Source organism: Pseudomonas sp. FW306-02-D09B (genome assembly GCF_058782685.1).
In genome coordinates, this window is sequence record NZ_JBYSXY010000020.1 from 64,201 (window position 1) to 84,829 (window position 20,629).

Here is a 20,629-nt window from a genome sequence, read left to right on the forward strand (position 1 = left end):
TTTAACTCCGGCGTCAGCGACTCACCACCCGGTCTGCAAGGCAGCTGAAAGCTTCCCGCTTTATAGTCAGCAGCCTCAGCGGACGGATAACCGGGCCCACCCGGAGACACGCCTGATGAGCGAGCTTTTTTACAACGCTGTGCCGAACGCGACCCGTGTCGCCCCGCCACTGCCTGAACCGCGCCAGTACCCCAGCGAGAAACCGCAGCGGGTCTACCTGTTCGGCACGTGTGTGGTCGACCTGTTTTATCCCGAAGCCGGGATGGACGCGATTCACTTGCTCGAACGCGAAGGCATTCGCGTGGAGTACCCGCAAGGGCAAAGCTGCTGCGGACAACCGGCCTACACCTCGGGTTACACCGAACAGGCCCGGACCGTAGCGCGCTCGCAACTGGCGCTGTTTGCCGGGGATTATCCAGTGGTGGTGCCTTCGGGCTCCTGCGCAGGCATGCTGCGCGAACATTACGCCGACTTGTTCAAGGACGAGCCGGACACCTTGAAACAGGTCCAGGCCCTTGCAGCACGGACTTATGAGCTGGCCGAGTTTCTGCTGTTCGTCTGCAAGGTGCAGCTCAAGGACAGCGGCAAGCCGGTCAAAGTGGCGTTGCACACCTCGTGCTCGGCACGGCGGGAGATGAACACCCACTTGCATGGTCGCGAGTTGTTGTCGCAGCTGAGCAACGTGAAGCGGGTCGACCACGATCACGAAAGTGAATGCTGTGGCTTTGGTGGGACATTCAGCGTCCGAATGCCAGACATTTCCGGTGCAATGGTCGCTGACAAGACCAAAGCCCTGAAGGAATCCGGCGCACACACGGTGCTGAGTGCCGACTGCGGCTGTTTGATGAACATCAACGGCTCGCTGGAAAAACAGAACGAAGCGTTACGCGGCCAACATCTGGCCAGCTTCCTCTGGCAGCGTACCGGAGGTGCGAAATGAGCACTTCCACGCTGATTCCAACGGTGGCGGTTGAAGAAGATTTTCGCACCCGGGCTCACGAGGCGTTGGGTGACAAGCAACTGCGAAACAACTTTCGCAGTGCAATGGATTCACTGATGGCAAAGCGGGCAGCGTCGTTCAGCGATGCCTTCGAGCGAGAACACTTACGCGCACTGGGCAATGCTATTCGTGCCCGCGCGTTATCCAAGTTGCCCGACCTGCTCGAGCAACTGGAACAGAACCTGACCCGCAACGGTGTGACAGTGCACTGGGCGGAAACGGTGGACGAGGCCAATGGCATCGTCTTGTCGATCATCCGTGCTCACGAGGCGCGGCAAGTGATCAAGGGCAAATCGATGGTCAGCGAAGAGATGGAGATGAACCATGTCCTCGCTGAACAAGGCGTTGAATGCCTTGAGTCGGACATGGGCGAGTTCATCGTCCAGCTCGACCACGAGAAGCCTTCACACATTATTATGCCGGCGATCCACAAGAATGCCGGTCAGGTCGCGTCCTTGTTCCACGACAAACTTGGCGTGGAATACACCAAGGACGTTGACCAACTCATTCAGATCGGTCGCAAGGTCTTGCGGCAGAAATTCTTCGAAGCGGACATCGGCGTCTCCGGCGTCAACTTCGCCGTGGCCGAAACCGGCACCCTGCTGCTGGTGGAAAACGAAGGCAACGGCCGCATGTCGACCACCGTGCCGCCGGTACACATCGCCGTCACCGGGATCGAGAAAGTCGTCGAAAACCTGCGCGACGTTGTCCCCCTGCTCTCCTTGCTGACACGCTCGGCCCTCGGTCAGCCAATCACCACTTACGTCAACATGATCTCCGCCCCGCGCAAGGAACATGAACTCGACGGCCCGCAAGAAGTGCACCTGGTGTTGCTCGACAACGGTCGCAGCCAGGCCTTTGCCGACAGCGAACTGCGCCAAACGCTGAACTGCATTCGCTGCGGCGCCTGCATGAACCATTGCCCGGTCTACACACGCATCGGTGGCCATGCCTATGGCGAGGTTTACCCGGGTCCGATCGGCAAGATCATCACGCCGCACATGGTTGGCCTGGCAAAAGTCCCGGACCACCCGAGCGCTTCGTCGCTGTGCGGTGCCTGCGGTGAAGTCTGCCCGGTAAAAATTCCGATCCCGGCACTGCTGCGCCGCCTACGCGAAGAAAACGTCAAAGCCCCAGACAGCCCTCATCAAGTGATGCGCGGCCAAGGCAGCAAGTACTCGCGCAAAGAGCGCTTCATCTGGAACGCCTGGGCCAAGCTCAACAGCTCGCCGACGCTGTATCGGCTGTTCGGCTTTTTCGCCACTCGCCTGCGCGCCCTCACGCCAAACAACATTGGCCCGTGGACACAAAACCACAGTGCGCCGAAACCTGCCGCTCGTTCACTGCACGACATGGCCCGCGAGCATCTGGCCAAACAGGGAGATCGCTGATGAGCGCCAAGCAAAACATCCTCGCCAAACTGCGCAACAGCCTGACCGGCACTACGCCAGTGCCTGACAATTTCGACGAAGCACTGGTGACCGAGCCTTACACCTACAGCCCAGAGCAACGCATCCCGCAACTGCGCAAACTGATGGAAGCGGTGCACACTGAAATACACCTGACCAGCGAGCGAGGCTGGCCCGAGTTGCTCGCGCAATTGCTGCGCGACCGACAGTTGCCGAGCCTGCTGATCGCACCGACTACACCGCACGGTCAACGTGTCACGCAGCACTGGGCGAACAATCCCGAGCTGCCCACACTCAAGGCCTACGACCGTCCGGTGGAAGAGTGGAAGGCGGAACTGTTCAACGACACCCCTGCCAGCCTGACTACCACCCTCGGAGCGATCGCCGCCACCGGCAGCTTGATCATCTGGCCGACCCGCGAAGAACCACGGCTGATGAGCCTGGTGCCGCCGGTGCATTTCGCCCTGCTCAAGGCCAGTGAAATTCGCGACAACTTTTATCAGGTGCAACAAGAGTACGAGTGGGCCCAAGGCATGCCGACTAACGCCTTGCTGGTATCCGGCCCGTCGAAAACCGCCGACATCGAGCAAGTCCTGGCTTACGGCGCCCACGGCCCGAAAGACCTGGTGGTGCTGATCCTGGAGGACCAATGAGTCTACCGGCGGCTTTCCTGCGTGATACGCAGCAACTGATTCCACAGGAGCGACGTTTCGACGATCCGCTCTCGACCCTGGCCTTCGGCACTGACGCGAGCTTCTATCGGCTGATCCCGAAACTGGTGATTCGCGTCGAGTCTGAAGACGAGGTGGTTGCCCTGCTGAAACTGGCTCAGCGTGATCGGGTCCCGGTGACCTTTCGCGCCGCTGGCACCAGTCTCTCTGGCCAGGCCATCAGCGACTCGGTGTTGATCGTCCTTGGCGACAACTGGAACGGTCGCGAGATCCGCAGTCAGGGCACACAAATCCGTCTGCAACCGGGCGTGATCGGCGCACAGGCGAATGCTTGGCTGGCACCGTTTGGGCGCAAGATCGGCCCCGATCCGGCGTCAATCAATGCCTGTAAAATCGGCGGCATCGTCGCCAACAATGCCAGCGGCATGTGCTGCGGTACCGCGCAAAATACCTACCACACGCTGGCCGGCATTCGCCTGGTACTGGCAGATGGCAGCCGACTCGACACCGAGGACGCCACCAGTGTCGCGGCATTTCGCAGCAGTCATTCCGAGTTGCTGGAGCGTCTGGCGACCTTGGGCCGCGAGACCCGCGCCAATGCCGAATTGGCCGCAAGGATTCGCCACAAATACCGTCTGAAAAATACCACCGGCCTGTCGCTCAATGCCTTGGTGGATTTCGACGAACCTGTGGATATCTTGAGCCACTTGCTGGTGGGCTCCGAAGGCACGCTGGGGTTTATCAGCGCAGTGACCTACGACACGGTGATCGAACATCCGAACAAAGCCTCGGCGCTGATCGTCTTTCCGGATGCCGAAACCTGCTGCAACGCCGTGACGGTGCTGAAAACCCAACCGGTCTCGGCCGTGGAATTGCTCGACCGTCGCAGCCTGCGCTCGGTGCAGGACAAACCCGGAATGCCGGCCTTCGTCCAGCAACTGTCGGCCAACGCCTGCGCCTTGCTGATCGAATCCCGCGCTGCATCAACTGCGTTGTTGCACGAACAGCTGGCGCAGATCATGAATTCACTGGCCGCGTTCCCGGTGGAGAAACAGGTCGACTTCACGCAAGACCCGGCAGAAAACGCCAAGCTGTGGGCGATCCGCAAAGACACCTTCCCCGCTGTCGGTGCGGTGCGCAAAACCGGCACCACGGTGATCATCGAAGACGTGACCTTCCCGGTGGAAGAACTGGCGGCTGGTGTGAACCGTTTGATCGAGCTGTTCGACAAACATCACTACGACGAAGCAATCCTTTTCGGCCATGCGCTGGAAGGCAATCTGCACTTCGTCTTCAACCAAGGCTTCAACAGCCCGGAAGAAGTCGCACGCTACCAGGCGTTCATGGACGACGTGGCGCAATTGGTCGCCGTCGAGTTTGGCGGCTCGCTGAAAGCCGAACACGGCACCGGACGCAACATGGCGCCCTTCGTCGAACTGGAATGGGGCAGCGATGCCTATCAGTTGATGTGGCAGCTCAAGCGCCTGCTCGACCCGAACGGGATTCTTAACCCGGACGTGGTGCTCAGCGAAGATCCGCAGATCCACCTCAAGCACCTGAAACCGCTACCGGCCGCCGACGAGATTGTGGATAAGTGCACCGAATGCGGCTTCTGCGAACCGGTCTGCCCGTCAAAAGGCCTGACCTTGAGCCCGCGCCAGCGCATCGTGATCTGGCGTGACATTCAGGCGAAAAAACGCGCTGGCGTCGACACCTCGGCGCTGGAAGAGGCTTATCAATATCAAGGCCTCGACACCTGCGCCGCCACCGGCCTCTGTGCACAACGCTGCCCGGTGGGAATCAACACCGGCGAACTGGTGAAAAAACTCCGTAGCCACACGGCAACCCGGACGAAAACCGCCAACTGGCTCGAAGGAAATTTCGCCACCGCGCTGCAAGGTGCGCGCTTCACGCTGCACGTGGCCAACGGTGCGCGGATGCTGCTGGGTGCGCCGCGGCTGACGAAGATTTCTGCTGCGCTGACCAGGCTGTCGAAAGGGCAAATCCCGCAGTGGACCAACGCCATGCCGCAACCGGAACGAGCGATTCGCTTCAGCCCGACGGTGACCGACGAGCGCCCGCGCGTGGTCTATCTGGCGGCGTGCGTGTCGCGGGTCATGGGTCCGGCGGCGGGAGACAAGGAGCAAATGTCACTCTACGACAAGACCCGTGGCCTGCTGGAAAAGGCTGGCTACCAGGTAGTTTCGCCGGACAATCAGGACAACCTCTGCTGCGGTCAGCCATTCGCCTCCAAGGGCTATGCCGAACAAGCCGAACACAAACGCCAGGAACTGATCGGTGCGCTGCTGCACGCCAGCCGCGGCGGGCTCGACCCGATCTATTGCGACACCAGCCCCTGCACCTTGCGCCTGGTGCAAGACCTCGGCGATGTGCGCCTGGACCTGTACGACCCGGTGCGCTTCATTCGCACGCATTTGATCGACCGACTGGACTTCACGCCCCAGGAAGCGCCGATTGCGGTGCACGTGACCTGCAGCACTCAGCACCTCGGCGAGAGCCAGGCGTTGATCGATCTGGCGCGACGTTGCAGTAAGAACGTGGTGATTCCGGAAGGCATTCACTGCTGCGGGTTTGCCGGCGACAAGGGCTTCACCACGCCCGAGCTGAACGCTCACTCACTGCGCACATTGAAAGACGCCGTGCAGCATTGCAGCGAAGGCATCTCCACCAGTCGTACCTGTGAAATCGGCCTGAGCCAGCATGGCGGGATCGACTACCACGGGCTGGTTTACCTGGTAGACCGGGTGACCCAAGCCAAAACGGTCTGAAATCGACGCTATCCAGCAAGGGGCACTCGGCCCCTTTGCTGTACTCTCCTGCCGACGAAATACAACGCTATTTTTCCTACACCACAAGAACCCTTGTGCGCCGCCACAGTCTATCTGTTAAGCCCAAGCCCCTTGCTTCCCGACGCTGTTCAAGGAGAAACCCCATGAAGCGATCCGCCCTGGCCGGACTGCTTATCTGCGCGACACTGACAACCTCCCACGCCTTTGCCTCAAACGAGAGCGATATGTGCGCAAGGAATCTTCAAACACTCACCAGCGAACTGGCCAATGCGACCAAGCTCGATGCCGCCACACAAAGCGACGCCACGAGCAAACTCCAGCAAGCCAAATCCGCCTATGACGCGAAAAACGACCGGGAATGCGTAGCCCTGACGCAGCAAGCGCTGCAGTCCGTCCAAAGCCACAAGAACAGCCAGTAATCCGCCTCTGATACGCAAGCGTGGACAGAAGGTCGACTCGCTCCACGCATTGGCGTACACTGTGTTCACCTGCTGGTTACACACAGCAGGTTCGGGGCCGTTTAGGATTCGACGCCGGTTGCGAAACTTTAGGTGCATGCCGAGTTGGTAACAGAACTCGTAAATCCACTGTTGCAACTTCCTATAGTTGCCAATGACGAAACCTACGGGGAATACGCTCTCGCTGCGTAAGCAGCCTTAGCCCTTCCCTCCTGGTACCTTCGGGTCCAGCAATCATCAGGGGATGTCTGTAAACCCAAAGTGATTGTCATATAGAACAGAATCGCCGTGCAGTACGTTGTGGACGAAGCGGCTAAAACTTACACAACTCGCCCAAAGCACCCTGCCCGTCGGGTCGCTGAGGGTTAACTTAATAGACACGGCTACGCATGTAGTACCGACAGCGGAGTACTGGCGGACGGGGGTTCAAATCCCCCCGGCTCCACCAAACGAAGCATCAACAAAGCCCGCCTAGTGCGGGCTTTGTTGCGTCTGGGTTTGGGGGTTTGGGGCTTCTAGCTTGTTGCGCAAGCACTCTTTGTTGAAAGCCGGCCCGGAACGCGGCATTACGTTGTTTTCCAATCCGTGCCAGCAGCTCAACCTCGCGATACTCAACCCGGATCAGGCCATGCTTGAAAACGACTTTCAGCTTGCCAGCCTCCACCTTGATATCCTCCGCGACCCGAATGTGAGCAGGTACGGCTACGCCTCGACTCGCAAGCCACCGCATTTGAAACCAGCAACGCCGTGCTCTTCGCGATGCTAGACCCAGTCAGCAAAAAAATGATCGTTGCCTGCAACTTCACTGGCATCACTCGCGGTGCTGTCCAAGCCTACTTCCTTGGCTACGTCCTAGCCGAACTCCATCGGGGACACCCGTCAAAAATAAATTTGCCCTCTTTTCCACAGCTTTTATCTAATACTCGCGGCCGCCCTTAGCATCAGTGCCTTGTTGGTTGCCAAACGAAAGTTGAAGTTGTTGTAACTCAACCCATCTGACCGCACACCTCACCAAAACCAATAAGGCAGAAACTTTGGTGTCGGCTCATTGGCCAACTCCAAATTGTAAGTAATAGAGTTAAAGAAAAACATATCCAATATAAGGAAAGCGATAGCACCAAAAGAAAAAATCACAAACTCACGATGTGGATGCGCGCAGAAATTCGACTCCATCCAGGGCCGAACTGCAACAAGGGAAATCAACCCCAGGAACGCACCGAAATAGTTTGGCCGAAGAGGAGTCACAGCATAAAAACCATATGCAAATACAAGCAGCAACAGCCCCAGCCCAATAACTGGCAAGTTCAAGCAAAAGCCCAACAGCTTATCTCTGGCGCTTGCAAATAGTTGGCTGCGATCTACAAAAATGTAGGCAGCCAACAAGGAAATGGCGGGGGTAATTGAAAGTACATAACGCGCCTTTTTAGAGCTTGGAATCGTGAACAGCACGACTACCACAAGGAGCCAGCCCGTGAGATACAAGAGCATGTTCGTGGTCGGATGAACTGAACGCTCAAAAAAGTACTTACCCGTCTTGATGATGACGCTCAAAGCAATAAAAGCGGTTACGCCATAGGTCAGCAAGCCTGCAGAGAAATAGAAGTAATAACGGGGCGCGTGATCACTGCCAAACCGCCCCAACCCCTGCATGATCAAGACCTCTTGTAGAAAGGCGTCACCACCTTGTACGTAGGCAGCCCATGCCAGCACTGCAATACCTGTGGCCAGGACGAGGCCCGCGAACAAGGAGAACACCACCAGCATGCGCCACTGCCGGCTTAACAGATAATAGGAGGCAACTACACTGGCAGGGCCGATCAGGCCAATAGGGCCACGAAATGCAAAGCCCAGCGCAAGCCCCGCGAGTACCAGTAGCAACCGAAAACGTTGTTTATGCATCTCTCCCGAATAGGCCAGGTAGAAGCACATCACGGTAAAAAGTGCAGGGTATACATCCAGCGCCAAGGAGTTTACGCCGTCCAAGAATGACCAAGTGAACAGAGCAAACACAACACCATAGGCACCCCATTTTTTTTCATGCAGCGCACCCAGCTTGTAAATAAACACCAGCATCAAGGCGGCGGCAACACAAAAAGGGAAACCCATCGAAAGGATGGATACACGGCCAAACGGCAAGGAAACCAGATACACGAGGAGCGTGTTGAGCACCGTATAATCAGGGTATGGCTGCAGATCATCAGCGATTGGAAACAGCGTAATCCCATGCTGCAACATATACTGGGCAAAGTCGACAAAGCGCGTGGTGTAATTGAGCACGGCAGGCTTATATTGCAGAACAGCCAATATAACAAATGCCATTATGAAAATAAATGAGCATGGCTTATTTACAGCCACTTCCTTTAACCGTTTCATGTGACCCTACCGCCCCTGAAAACGCGCAGGCTACCATGTTGTTTTTGGGCCATCCAGATTGCAAAAGTAAAGAGTTGTTAAAAGCAGTACAGTCTATTTATTCAAACTATCCAGATGCGTGCGCTTTCTGAACGCGAGCTGAACAGCACTTAAAAAGGTGTACACATTCCATTACAGGCCTTGTTTTTTTACAGATAAACTCTAACAACGTGAAGGCTCAGGGTGTTTAAGAAGTTGGTTTTAACTGACTCCGACAACCTCATGACTCCGACATCACTACCATCACTTCAGCAACTGCCCCCTCCTCGCCTTCCGCCAGATAGATATGACCAATTGAGCTATTGAAATAGGCTGTTTCGCGGCAACCGATGCCGAGGGATTCGCCGGTCTCGAACTGAATCCGCACGCGCCCCGACAGGACCCCGGCCCACCAAACAAAGCATCAACAAAGCCCGCCTAGTGCGGGCTTTGTTGCATCTGGGGTTCTAGCTTGTTGCGCAAGCAACTCTGCCAGAAACGCGGCATGACGTTGTTTCCCATTCCGAGCCTGCGGATCAACCTCGCGATACTCAACCTGGATCAGGCCCAGCTTGAAAACGATTTTCAGCTTGCCAGCCTTCCCCACCTCCCCCCTTGATATCCTCCGTCCCCCGAATGCGAGCAAGTAAGGCTACGCCTCGACTCATAAACCACTGCATTTGAAATTGGTTACGCCACGCTCTTCGCGATGCCAGACCTGGTCAGCAAAAGAAATGATCGATTCCCGCAACTCCACCAGCGTCATTCGCGGCGCTGTCCAAACCTGTTTCCTGGCTACGTCCTAACTGAACTCCATCGGGGACACACTTCGTTTTCTTCTTCAGCGCCTTTTTTATATGCAGGTCAATGCAACGAACATCTAAAGATCGCGTAACCGAATTGTCATATTCGAAGCCCTTAATGCGTTTCAAAATATTGCAGCGATTCAAATGCTTGACATCAGCGCTGCAAAACTGCCGATGCATGGGTAAAGGATTGCCTTGGATGAACAAGTCCGTCGGCAGGGTGAATTACCCTGTGAACGAGATCCATGATGATCAAGAAACTAGCCGTATCCCTCGTTGGCGCTTTGCTGGGAGGCGCGATGTTGCCTGCCCATGCGGACTTCATCGACGACAGCCATGCCGACTTGACCCTGCTCAACCGCTACCTCAATCAACAAGGCCGTGACGTGGTGGGCAGCACCGCCAAGGCCAAGAGTTACCGCGACTGGGGACAGGGTTTTCAGTTCAATTTCCGCTCCGGTTATACCGACGGTGCTGTGGGTATCGGCCTGGATCTTGAGGCCTTTTACGGCCTCAAGCTCGACTCTGGTGGTGACCTGAATAACAAGGATCACCAGAGTCGTTATCCCGGCAGCATGTTCCCGCTGGATGATGGGAAATCCGCCAATGACTTTAGTGTCTTGAGCCCGACCTTCAAGATGCGCTTCCTCAAGGATGAGTTGCGCGTTGGTATGCTCAGCCAAAATAACCCGATGCTGGCCAACACCGATGGGCGTCTGTACCACCAGACCAACACCGGCGTGCAACTGGTGTCGAAAGACCTGTCCGACTTCACCTTCACGGGTGGCGACATCGTCCGGACGAAAATTCGCAATGAAAGCAACGACAGTGACATGACCACTGGCGGCGGTGCGAAACTCAGCGACCGCTTCCTCTATGGAGGTGCTGACTTTACAGGCCTTGCCGACACCACCTTAAGCCTGTGGTACTCCAATCTTCAGGACTACTACCAACAGGCCTTCATCGGCGCCAAGCACACCAGCGCGCTGCCGGTCGGTAGCCTCCTCAGTGATTTCCGCGCCTACCGCAGCTTGGGCGTAGGCGGCAACGCGAATGGTGACAGCGACTTTGCCACCGCGGGCTCTTACGGTGACGGCTTGACCAAGGGGCGTATTAACCAGTCCACTATCAGTTTGATGGAAAGCTACAGCCTGGCGGGCCACACCATTGGCTTGGGGGCCCAGAAAAACACCGGTAACAGTGACTTCCCTTACCTGGACTCCGGGCTTAACAGTGGCGATGCCCGACAAGGTCCTGGCGCCGGCGCTGATACACCGGCACTGACCAACCTGCAACTGAACAAATTCCAGCATGCTGGCGAAGAAACCTGGATGGCTCAGTACAAATACGACTTCGGTCAGTTGGGCATCAAAGGCCTTGGCTTTCTGGCCACCTACGCGCACGGCGATAAGATCAAAGTAACTAAAGGCGGCGACAGCGAATGGGAGCGCGACTTGGCGCTGAGCTACCAGGTGCCTGATGGCAAGTTGAAGGGACTGGGCGTGACCTGGAAAAACGCCCAGGCCAACCCTAGCCTGACGGGCCAGACCAAGCAGGATGAAAACCGGCTCTACGTGAGTTATGTCGTACCGCTTTGGTAAGCACTGACTAGTACAAAAAAAGCCCGCACTTGGCGTAATGCTGTTCACTTAAGTATTTGAGTCTCAGCAGGGCTTCCCCGAAAATCCGATGCCAGATCTCTGGCATCGGATTTTTTATGTTTGTTCAGCAGCATCTGCTCGACCTCGGCGACCTCTTCAACTTTTCTGATCTGAGTACCTTTACTCAAAATATTCCTGTCGAATGGGTGGCATCGGTGTTGGACCTTTCTACGCAGGCAACCCTCCGGCGTCGTCGCTTACTCCCAATCCCCCCCGAGCAAATAAGCCACCACACCAACTTTCACATGGCTGTCCGGCATCCCGTTCGACATGACGAGCCGATTGAGTCCTTCCTGGACGAATTGCTGAAGGTCTTCGACTCAAAGTAGAAGCCTAGAAGCCTACCGACTCCAGATCTTCAACGGCTGACGGCACGTCGTTCTGCCCTACCATGACAACGCTTGCGCAATCTGATTCGCCTCGGTCCTGGTTTGGCCACCGGCCATGATGGGTGCCCTTAGCAACGACCGCAGGTCCTTGCGGTCCACGATCCAGAACGCCATCTTCACGGGTGTTTCCCGCAGGACACCGGTGACAGGGTCCTTGTCAGAGGCGCCTTTATCGTCAGGCAGCTTCGTCACATCGAACTCCCATCTGCGGCCGGTTGCCTGCGGCTCTCCATGTTCGGCCGATTTGGGCGAAAACTTCGTCCTGCGCATTTCTCCGGCTTGCAGCCCCAACTTTTCCGCCATGAAGGAGCGCAGCAACGGCTCAAGCTCCTCGTCAGATGACTGAGCCATGCCCACTGTGAGGCCAAGTTGCGCCCCTGTTTGCAAATTTTCGTAGTAGAAACGACTTTCTGTGTCCAATCTCAGGCGGTAGTCGCCCACACGCAAGGGCAGACGCATGTCTTTCCGGCGGTTGACCAAGGCATTTTCATCCTTCGGTATTGTCCAGCCCAGCGTAGCATCGCTTTCCTGCCATTCGATGAGCCTTCGGTTCAGTGCGACGGCGTCGTGACCTCTGCCCTGGCGGTAAGCGATATCCGCTGCATAATCTAGCGCAGTGCGATAGAGGCTTTCATCGGTAAAGCCAATCTCCCAGGCAGGCACGGCCAAACCCAGCGAGCGACGGGCGGCATCCAGAGCGCCGCGCCGGTACTGCGACACGCCGATATAGGTCTGCACGCGCGCAATTTCCTCTGAGAAAAAGGCATCGGGCAGCGCCTGCTCTGCCAGTTCAGCAGCCTTGGACCAGCCGCCAGGAACATTCCAGTACGAATCCATGTCTTGGATCTGCTCGACTATCGTGCGCTCACGGAACAGCGGTGGCGCGCTTTGCCATTTCAGCGCCGCGAACAACTTGCGCACTTGCTCAACTGCCTGGGCCTCGTCTCGCGATCTGAAAATCACATTGATGTCCATGCGCCAGTCGCCGTTTAACGCTATCCAATGAACATTGACGCATTGCTCGCCGTCACACTCCTCTTGCCTCCCTAGTTTGACGGATGTCAGGCCGTCGAAGGGGAGATCGGGCATTGCCGATGCAAGCGCCTGTGCCTCATGCTGTCCCTGATAGGACTTGCCCCATTCCTGCCGTTGTGCGGCGCTCTGCTTGCGTTGTGTTTCGTCATAGGACAGCGAAATCTCGGCGCTTAGGTGGCTGTCTGCCAACACCTGTGTATAGAGGACGCGGGTGATGAAATCCCGTTTCTTTGCTGGCTCAAACTCCGTCAGCTTCCACTGTCCCAGCATTAGTGGCATCGAGAAGTCAGCCAGCTCGTAATGCAAGCGCGGTTCGTCCAGCGACAAGCGCCATAGACCGGGATCGGGGCTCGCGACCGCGAATAGCTTTTCCTGCAGGCGTGCGACCTCTGCTCTTTCACCCGCCATCATGCTTGCTTCGATTGCCAGGCCAAGCATGTTCGTGCTGCGGCTGTCGCGCCTGCCCGTCGACCCGGCAGATGCTGCTTTCTGCTCCCAATACGCAATCTGCTCTTCGGCGGCTTTCCGGGCCTCGTCGTATCTCCCCTGCTTGTGCAACAGGTTGACGAGCAGGACGCCCGCATCTAGCTCGGTGAAATCCAGGGCGCTGCCCTTGCGACCAGCCTCCATAGCCGCCCGGGCTGCGACCGTGGCCTCCGCCAATGACTCCTCGCTGCTCAGGCGTTGTGCCTCGCGCATAAGCCCGGCAGGGCTTGGTGCCCGGGCCTCCGCCTGAACCGCCGACGCCGTCCAGGCGGCGATGCTGGTTGACAACAGGACTGCGGCAAAGATGGGCCAGTTTCGGCTTCGTTTTGAATTCTTCATATTTGTCTCTCTGGCACATGCTTAATGGGCTTGTTGCATAGACGTGTAAAAACGCGCTGTTCGGTGCAAAGACGTCGACAGGAACTTTTAACCCGTATTACTTCACTCTTTAACGCGCCAGGGATGTCGATGAGAGTACTGACTATCAATCGCGCGGAGCTACCGTCCTCAGGTATGGCTTTGAATCGGTATATGGGAACCGTCCAGAGTTCGTTTGAAGGGGAGCCATGGCGAAAATACGTAATCTGAATGGCCCCCAAGCTCTCAGGAATCTCGAGACCTGAACTCACCGGGGCCGCTTGACTACCCATTTTTTTATAGCTGGGTCTATTGGCTGTTCGGCTTCAATCTCTGCCGGGGTTTGACTGATCGCCATACCGTTTCCACAGAACGCAGTGAACACATCCCCGTTGAAACTGTAGAGCTCGACACTCGTCACGGTCTCACAGGCATCACTCGCCACTATTTTTCGTGCAAGTTTGACCCGAGACGACTGGTAAGTGTCGTACCACTCCTTGAAATATGCTTTGGATCGGGTCGCTGATGCGCCGGGATTCAGGATATCGCTGGCAATCCTGGCATCTAGGGGGCTCGCTGCGAAACTCGTATACGGTTGGATATCCTCGGGGTCAACAGGATATATACGCGCATATCCTTTTTGCACGTCGAGTTTAACCACCTTCAACTGCGCGTCTTCTGGATAAACTTTATAGACGACATCCAAAAGCCCCAAGGATGGGTTGGGTGTTTTGTTACCCGAGTAAATAAACTTCTCGTCCTTCTTCAGATTGAAGCGCTGGACTATTGAGTCGATTCGGTCGAGCCGCTTCCGCTCCTCTAAGTTGCTCTCCGCAACCGCGACAGGCTTCAGACTCTTCAACTGCTCGGGCATCGGCGATACCTGAACCTGAACATCCGCCTGCGCGCTACAAACGGCCGCTGCCAAGACCAAGGGAATAATGGGTTTCAACATGCATCCTGCTCCTTGTAGATAAATCTTCCGTGTCGTGCTGTGTGTTCTAAGTCGAAGCGTGATCTCTGGGTAGCCCTCAGAGATGTAAGTCGTGCCGTTTGTTTATCACGGTTCACTCCAGTCCGCACACGGACTTGTTCACCAGGTACCGGCCTACGACCTCCGCCTTGGCGTCGGGGCATTTATCTCAACGAACGACACCCCCTGAGCATCAATGAAATTTTGGGCTTCAGAGACAAGTTCAAATGCCCCAGGCGCCAAACGAAACATCAACAGAGCCCGCCAAGTTCGGGCTTTGTTGCGTCTGGGATTTGGAAAACTATTTTCCCTCCCGTAGAAACGAGGCTTGCTCGCAATGGGGGCAGTGTTGTGTCCAAGGCTCGAGCAAAAGGCTTTTCATCTCCCGCAATCAGATTTCAACATCGCCAGTTCCCTCGCGTCTATTGCCCAGCCTGCGCAATCCGCACCCGCTCGCGCCCCTTCATCAACCCCACTGCGAGCGCCGATAGAATCAACGCAATCGAAATCCCTTCGTTGAAATCAACCCGATGCCCGAGCATCAGCATCGAACCGGCGACGCCAAATACCGGTATCAATAAAGACAGCGGTGCCACCCTGGAAACCGGGTACTCTCGCAGCAGTAGATTCCAGCCCCAATAACAGAAGTGTGTCGCCGCGTAGACTTGAAACAACAGCGAGAACACTGACACCCATTCAAGGTGGGTGACCAGGGAGGTAAACGGAGCGGAACCGTGCGCCAGCCAGGTGAGCGCCAGTAAGGGGATCGGCGGGAACAGGCTGGCCCACACCACAAAGGCAAACATTTCCCGGACCTTTGATTGTTTGATGATGATGTTGCCGACACTCCAGCTAAATGCACTCATCAGCAACAAACCATAACCCACTGTCGTTGCCTGGCCCGGGCTGCTGAAAATAATGCCGATCAAACCCAGCGCTGCGAGCCCCATCCCAAGCGTCTGTCCAAGGCTCAATTGTTCGCGAAACAGCAATACACCCCAGCCCAAGGTAAAAAACGCACTGAACTGAATCAACAGGGCTGCGGTCCCTGGTGGCACACCCAGTTCGATGCCCAGGTTAATCAACGCCCACATCGCGACCCCGAAAATCAATCCATAGGCGGCCAACCACCCCATGGCGATCGACGGCCGCCGGACAAAAAACACCCACGGCAACGCCGCCAGCGTAAAGCGAAGAGCCGTCAGCAGCAGTGGATCAATAGCCGCCAGACCCAGTTTGGTGATGGGAAAGTTCAGACCCCAGACAGCCGTCACCAACACGGCCAGGATCAGGTGTTTTTTCTGCATGAAGTTCTATTTCCAGTATGCCGGGCCAGTGGCTGTATGCCCCAACCGCGACGCCACTATGCGCAACAGGGGCAATGGCTCGCTTGCACTGTCAGGTCATAAATCATTAAATTCGGGCCATGCGCGAAACTGAAATAGATCCCTACGAAAACACTCCCCGCGATGCAGTGGTCACGGCCAATAACTATCTGGATGGCCAACACTTTGCTCTGCATACGCACCAACGTGGCCAGTTTGCCTACGCCGCCTGTGGCGTCATCACGGTATTCACTCGCCAGGGCAACTGGGTCGTCCCCCCACAAAGAGCTATCTGGGTACCGGCGGGCGTCCCCCATGAGATGAGCATGAGCGGACCGGTGACCATGCTTAATACCTACATCCGTAACCGCGCCGCCGCTCGACTAGGTCTGCCTGCGCACTGCCAGGTATTCGGCGTCTCGGCATTGCTCAAACAACTGCTGATCCGGGCCATGGACGTTCCGGCACTGTATGCCAAGGAAGATCTGGACGGACATTTGATGACCTTGCTGCTCCACGAAATAGCCGGCATGTCGCCCTTATCGCTCAATGCACCTCTTCCGAGCGAACCACGACTGGTGCACGTCTGTCGAAAGCTGCTGGAGCAACCGTCGCTGGAAACCGGAATTGATGATATGACTCGGCAGGTCGGGATGAGCCGCCGCACATTTACCCGGCTGTTTCGCCAACAAACCGGTATCAGCTTTGTCGAATGGCGTCAGCAGGCATGTCTGTTGGCGGCCGTGGTGCGTTTGGGTAACGGAGAGGCAATTACGCGGGTGGCAACTGATCTGGGCTATAGCAGCCCGAGTGCCTTCACCAGTGTTTTCCGTCGAGTACTGGGCGAAGTACCCAGTCGGTATTTCCCGAAAAAAATGCTTTGAACTTTCCCCGGCAGTCTCAAAATCCCCACAGACCTATCAATAAACATTACCATTTACGACGTAACAGCCGAAAACGATGGAAACTCGAATGCGCAGGTCTGCTGTATTTCTTTTGGTATCCATGCTGACAGCGTGCGGGACTGGGCTGCCCGTCGAGAAAACGAAAGCAGTGGAGAACGTAGCCTCCGCAAATGGGCACGCCCCACTGAACATGGATGGTTATACCGCCAGCAAACTGGATGCCCTGCTCAAAGAACGCTCAGCGATCAATCCCGAAGACATAGGGCAGATGAACAATCTGATTTCACGGGAGTTTTTGGGACGGCCCTATTCCGCGAACAGGTTGCAGGGCTCTGCTACCACGCCGGAAGCATTGGTCGTCGACTTCAGGGGCCTGGACTGTTTCACCTATCTGGATTACGTCGAAGCGCTGAGAAAGTCCAACAATGAAGCGGACTTCTTCAAAAACCTCATTCAGACGCGTTATGTGAACGGCAATCTCGATTACCTGCATCGCCGGCACTTCTTCACCGACTGGTCGCAGGCCGAGCAAAAACTGGCCGACGACGTCACCGCGCAAATCAGCCCTCATGCGGTAACCGTGGTTAAGCGCCTCAATCGAAAAGCCGATGGCAGCGCTTACTTGCCGGGTGTGCCCATGACCGAGCGCACGATTACCTATATCCCCAGCGCGTTTGTTAACGACCATGTGATCAGCCGTTTGCAGACTGGCGATTACGTTGGCATTTACACCCAACTCGCCGGCCTCGACGTCACCCATACCGGGTTCTTTATCAACAAGGACGAAGGGCCTGTGCTGCGTAATGCCTCTTCGAAGAAAAAGAACCGGGAAGTCGTAGACTCTCCCTTCAAGGACTACATCGCGAAGACCCCGGGGATCGTGGTGTTGCGGGCACGGCAATCTGTGCCTGAGGCTCAATGAGTTCTGGTTCGCCCATCTTGTGCGAACCCTCTCCCCTCAAACATCAACAAAGCCCGTCTTGTGCGGGCTTTGTTGCATCTGGGGCTTTGTCTATCACTCACCTGTTCAAGGCGCGGGCGCCAACGCCAGATCGGCTCGCCCAGTCTTCGGCACCTCGGCGGGACTTGCGCAGGCGACAAAATCCTCCTTGCGCAGTAGCACCAGTGCGATCAGCGATACCACGCCCGTGCCGATGTAAAAGTACCAGGGCGAGGTAATGTCGCCGGTTACCTTGATAAGCCAGGTAGAAATCAGCGGTGCGCTACCGCCAAATACCGCCACCGGAATGTTGTACGCCACCGCGATGCCGGTGGAGCGGATTCGCGTGGGCAACAACTCGCTCATCAACGCGTAAGTCGACGAGGCATACAGGCCGAACAAAATCGCCACCGTCATCAACGGATAGATAAACGAAGCCGGCGTCGCCGTGGGTGCCGATTTGAACAGCCAGTACATCGCCAAAGTGGCCAGGGTGCCGACCACCAGCAAAAACGGTTTGCGCCCGTATTTATCGGTGAACGCGCCGCCGAACGGCATGACCACTGCGGCCGAGAGGCTGGCGACGAAGACGTAGAGCAAGGTCGTGCCGCTGTCGAACTTGAGGATGCTCGACATGTAGGTCGAGGCGAAGGTCAGCACCAGATAGAAGATCGAGCTGTGCAGGGTAATGATGAAGAACACCAGGGCAATCGCCCGTTTCCACTGCCAGACTTCTCGCAGAGGAGCTTTGGAGGTTTCCCCTGCGCGCTGCAGCGCGAGGAACTCGGGACTGTCTTCGAGCTTCAGGCGGATGTACATCGAGATCAGGCCCAGCGGCGCCGCTATCAGGAACGGAATGCGCCAGCCCCAGGCTTGCATCAGGTCAGCGCCCATCACCCAGGTCATGCCGTTGGCCACCGCACCGCCCAGCAACAGGCCGAGTACCGCCGTCACCATCAACCAGCACGTCGCAAATCCACGTCGCCCGGGCCCAGCGTACTCGGAGATGAAGCTGGTGATGGTGCCGATCTCGCCACCGGCCGAGAAGCCTTGCACACAGCGGATCAACACCAGAAGAATCGGCGCTGCGATACCCAGCGTGGCATAGGTCGGCAGCAGCCCGAGCAGAACGGTAGAGCCGGCCATCATCACCAGCACCGTGATCAAGGTTTTGCGCCGGCCGATCTTGTCCGCCAGCGGACCGAAGAACAGCCCCCCCAGCGGACGGATGAAAAAGCTCAAGGCAAAAGCCGCAAAACTGGCGAGCAGGCTGCTGGTCGGGTCGTCGGATACGAAGAACGCCTTGCCGATATAGACGGCGAGAAAACCATAAACGCCGTAGTCGTACCACTCGATCAGGTGGCCGGACGTTGCACCGATAAACGCCCGACGCCGTTGCCGGGCCGGGTTTTTCTGTTGAATGCCCACGAGAGGGACTCCTGTCTGATTTCTATCCATGGAAAACACAACTCAAGGAACTGCAGTGCCGCTCGCGGCCTCCTTCAACCAGAGGCGCAAGTCGGTCTTGAGAATCTTGCCGTAACTGTTCTTGGGCAGCTCTGTGCGAAACACATACTTCTTCGGCTTTTTGAACGACGCCATGCGCTCGATGAACCAGGCATTGAGCAAAGACTCGTTGAGCCCCTCTGCACTGCGGGGGACGACAAACGCTACCACCGATTCCCCCCACTGCACATCCGGCTCGCCGACCACGCAGACTTCAAATACTTCAGGGTGTTGCGCCAGCACTTCCTCGACTTCCCGCGGGTAAACGTTGCAGCCTCCGGAAATGATCACATCCTTGGAGCGATCGGTCAGCGTCAGATATCCCGCGCAATCAAGAAAACCGATGTCGCCGGTCAATAGCCAGCCATCCAACAAGGTCTGGCGAGTCGCGGCGTCGTTGCGCCAGTAGCCCTGCATGACGGTGGATCCGCGCACGGCGATTTCCCCCGGCTGGCCGGGCGGCAACGGCCGGTGCTCGGAATCCAGAATCCTGATTTCCACACACGAATGTGCTCGCCCCACGGAAGCGGCCAGTGAAGCCCAGTCGGGACGGTTGCGATCCGCGATCAGCTCTCGCGACAAGGCGCTGATCGTCATCGGGCTCTCGCCCTGACCGTAGATCTGCACCAGCCGTGCACCAAAGGTCTCGACCGCGTCTTGCAGATCCGCCAGGTACATTGGCGCACCACCGTAGACGATGGTTTTGATCCCGTCGCCGCCATAGCCTTGACGACGGGCCTGCTCAACCATGCGCTTGACCATGGTCGGTGCGGCGAACAGGGTGATATTGCGCAGCCCGCTCGCCAACTCGAACAGCTCGTCGGCCTTGAAGCCACGGGATTCGGGGACCACATGGCGAGCACCGCAACGCACATGGATAAAGTTGTAGAGGCCGGCGCCATGGGACATCGGGGCCGCGTAGACCACCGCGTCATCCGGACTGACCGGATCAACGTCGAGCGGATAACACAGCGACATGGCCGTCAGGTTGCCATGAGAGAGCATCACCCCCTTGGATCGTCCGGTGGTGCCGGAGGTGTAGAACAACCAGGCAAGGTCATCGGCATCACGAGCACAGGGATCTTCCAGCGTCGTCGCATCGACCGAAGCGCACGCCAGACTGGCCGCTGCATTCAGTTCTCGACAGCCCTGCGGCAACGCCTCGGGCGAGAACACCTTGCCGCCATCGGTGAGAATCAGCCGGGCTTGCGCATTGTCGACGATCCAGCCGGCTTCAGCAGGGTGCAGCTTGCAGTTGATCGGCACCACCACCGCGCCCACCCACCAGACGGCATAAAGCAGTTCGAGGTATTCGCAACTGTTCTTCATGAACAGCGCGACACGGTCGCCGGGCGCAATACCGTGCTCGTTTATAAGTTGCGCTGCACGGCTACGGACAAGGACGGCAAACGTGGCGTAGTCGGCGACTTGCCGCTGCCCCTCGAACAACGCTGGACGCTCTGGCCAGCGTCGGCCGGCGTCGTTCAACCAGTTAGCAATATTCATG

Annotated in this window: 15 protein-coding genes, 1 other RNA gene and 2 pseudogenes; 11 read left to right on the forward strand and 7 right to left on the reverse strand. The window is 57.0% G+C overall.

What is annotated here, in order from left to right; all coding sequences use genetic code 11:
- Positions 1-115: 115 nt before the first annotated feature.
- The 6 genes from AC3WK5_RS25715 (at position 116) to ssrA (ending at position 6,796) form a co-directional block, all read left to right on the forward strand.
- Positions 116-940, forward strand: a complete 825-nt coding sequence (locus tag AC3WK5_RS25715) for a (Fe-S)-binding protein (protein ID WP_054594080.1) — start codon at positions 116-118, stop codon at positions 938-940.
- Positions 937-2,391, forward strand: coding sequence for a LutB/LldF family L-lactate oxidation iron-sulfur protein (locus AC3WK5_RS25720; RefSeq protein ID WP_103318579.1), 1,455 nt, complete (start codon positions 937-939; stop codon positions 2,389-2,391). Before AC3WK5_RS25715 ends, AC3WK5_RS25720 begins: the two co-directional genes overlap by 4 nt.
- Positions 2,391-3,062: a LutC/YkgG family protein gene (locus tag AC3WK5_RS25725; RefSeq protein WP_103318576.1), complete on the forward strand. Its 672-nt coding sequence runs from the start codon at positions 2,391-2,393 to the stop codon at positions 3,060-3,062. The genes AC3WK5_RS25720 and AC3WK5_RS25725 overlap by 1 nt, the downstream gene beginning before the upstream one ends.
- Positions 3,059-5,869 (forward strand): FAD-binding and (Fe-S)-binding domain-containing protein, encoded by a 2,811-nt coding sequence (locus tag AC3WK5_RS25730; RefSeq protein WP_103318574.1) that lies wholly within the window; start codon positions 3,059-3,061, stop codon positions 5,867-5,869. Before AC3WK5_RS25725 ends, AC3WK5_RS25730 begins: the two co-directional genes overlap by 4 nt.
- Before the next feature lie 164 nt (positions 5,870-6,033).
- Positions 6,034-6,309 (forward strand): PA2433 domain-containing protein, encoded by a 276-nt coding sequence (locus AC3WK5_RS25735; protein ID WP_103318571.1) that lies wholly within the window; start codon positions 6,034-6,036, stop codon positions 6,307-6,309.
- A gap of 93 nt (positions 6,310-6,402) precedes the next feature.
- Positions 6,403-6,796: a transfer-messenger RNA gene (gene ssrA, locus AC3WK5_RS25740) on the forward strand.
- Between the two features lie 560 nt (positions 6,797-7,356).
- On the opposite strand, the gene AC3WK5_RS25745 is transcribed toward ssrA, so the two are convergent.
- Positions 7,357-8,721: an ArnT family glycosyltransferase gene (locus tag AC3WK5_RS25745; protein ID WP_103322132.1), complete on the reverse strand. Its 1,365-nt coding sequence runs from the start codon at positions 8,719-8,721 to the stop codon at positions 7,357-7,359.
- Positions 8,722-8,980: 259 nt separating this feature from the next.
- Positions 8,981-9,151, reverse strand: a pseudogene (locus AC3WK5_RS25750) (cupin domain-containing protein); the annotation flags it as partial.
- A gap of 60 nt (positions 9,152-9,211) precedes the next feature.
- Here AC3WK5_RS25750 and AC3WK5_RS25755 point away from each other — a divergent pair.
- From AC3WK5_RS25755 to AC3WK5_RS25765, 3 genes and pseudogenes are all read left to right on the forward strand, one after another.
- Complete coding sequence (locus AC3WK5_RS25755) at positions 9,212-9,358, forward strand: hypothetical protein (protein ID WP_158248930.1); 147 nt, start codon at positions 9,212-9,214, stop codon at positions 9,356-9,358.
- Positions 9,359-9,793: 435 nt separating this feature from the next.
- Complete coding sequence (locus AC3WK5_RS25760) at positions 9,794-11,146, forward strand: OprD family outer membrane porin (protein WP_103320306.1); 1,353 nt, start codon at positions 9,794-9,796, stop codon at positions 11,144-11,146.
- A gap of 116 nt (positions 11,147-11,262) precedes the next feature.
- A pseudogene (locus AC3WK5_RS25765) lies at positions 11,263-11,430 on the forward strand (IS4 family transposase); the annotation flags it as partial.
- Positions 11,431-11,592: 162 nt separating this feature from the next.
- On the opposite strand, the gene AC3WK5_RS25770 reads toward AC3WK5_RS25765, so the two are convergent.
- From AC3WK5_RS25770 to AC3WK5_RS25780, 3 genes are all read right to left on the reverse strand, one after another.
- Complete coding sequence (locus AC3WK5_RS25770; protein WP_103320304.1) at positions 11,593-13,455, reverse strand: hypothetical protein; 1,863 nt, start codon at positions 13,453-13,455, stop codon at positions 11,593-11,595.
- A gap of 286 nt (positions 13,456-13,741) precedes the next feature.
- Positions 13,742-14,428 (reverse strand): hypothetical protein, encoded by a 687-nt coding sequence (locus AC3WK5_RS25775; protein ID WP_103320302.1) that lies wholly within the window; start codon positions 14,426-14,428, stop codon positions 13,742-13,744.
- A 440-nt stretch (positions 14,429-14,868) separates the two neighbouring features.
- A complete protein-coding gene (locus tag AC3WK5_RS25780) occupies positions 14,869-15,753 on the reverse strand; it encodes an EamA family transporter (protein WP_103320299.1) in 885 nt (294 codons plus the stop codon).
- Between the two features lie 119 nt (positions 15,754-15,872).
- On the opposite strand from AC3WK5_RS25780, the gene AC3WK5_RS25785 reads away from it, so the two are divergent.
- Both AC3WK5_RS25785 and AC3WK5_RS25790 read left to right on the forward strand, forming a co-directional pair.
- Entirely contained in the window at positions 15,873-16,655 is a 783-nt protein-coding gene (locus tag AC3WK5_RS25785) for an AraC family transcriptional regulator (protein WP_103320297.1), read from the forward strand.
- A gap of 88 nt (positions 16,656-16,743) precedes the next feature.
- Complete coding sequence (locus tag AC3WK5_RS25790) at positions 16,744-17,598, forward strand: DUF1460 domain-containing protein (RefSeq protein ID WP_103320295.1); 855 nt, start codon at positions 16,744-16,746, stop codon at positions 17,596-17,598.
- Positions 17,599-17,703: 105 nt separating this feature from the next.
- On the opposite strand, the gene AC3WK5_RS25795 is transcribed toward AC3WK5_RS25790, so the two are convergent.
- Together AC3WK5_RS25795 and AC3WK5_RS25800 are read right to left on the reverse strand one after the other, a co-directional pair.
- Entirely contained in the window at positions 17,704-19,044 is a 1,341-nt protein-coding gene (locus AC3WK5_RS25795) for an MFS transporter (protein WP_103320292.1), read from the reverse strand.
- A 42-nt stretch (positions 19,045-19,086) separates the two neighbouring features.
- A complete protein-coding gene (locus AC3WK5_RS25800; protein WP_103320290.1) occupies positions 19,087-20,628 on the reverse strand; it encodes a class I adenylate-forming enzyme family protein in 1,542 nt (513 codons plus the stop codon).
- Between the last annotated feature and the right edge of the window lies 1 nt (position 20,629).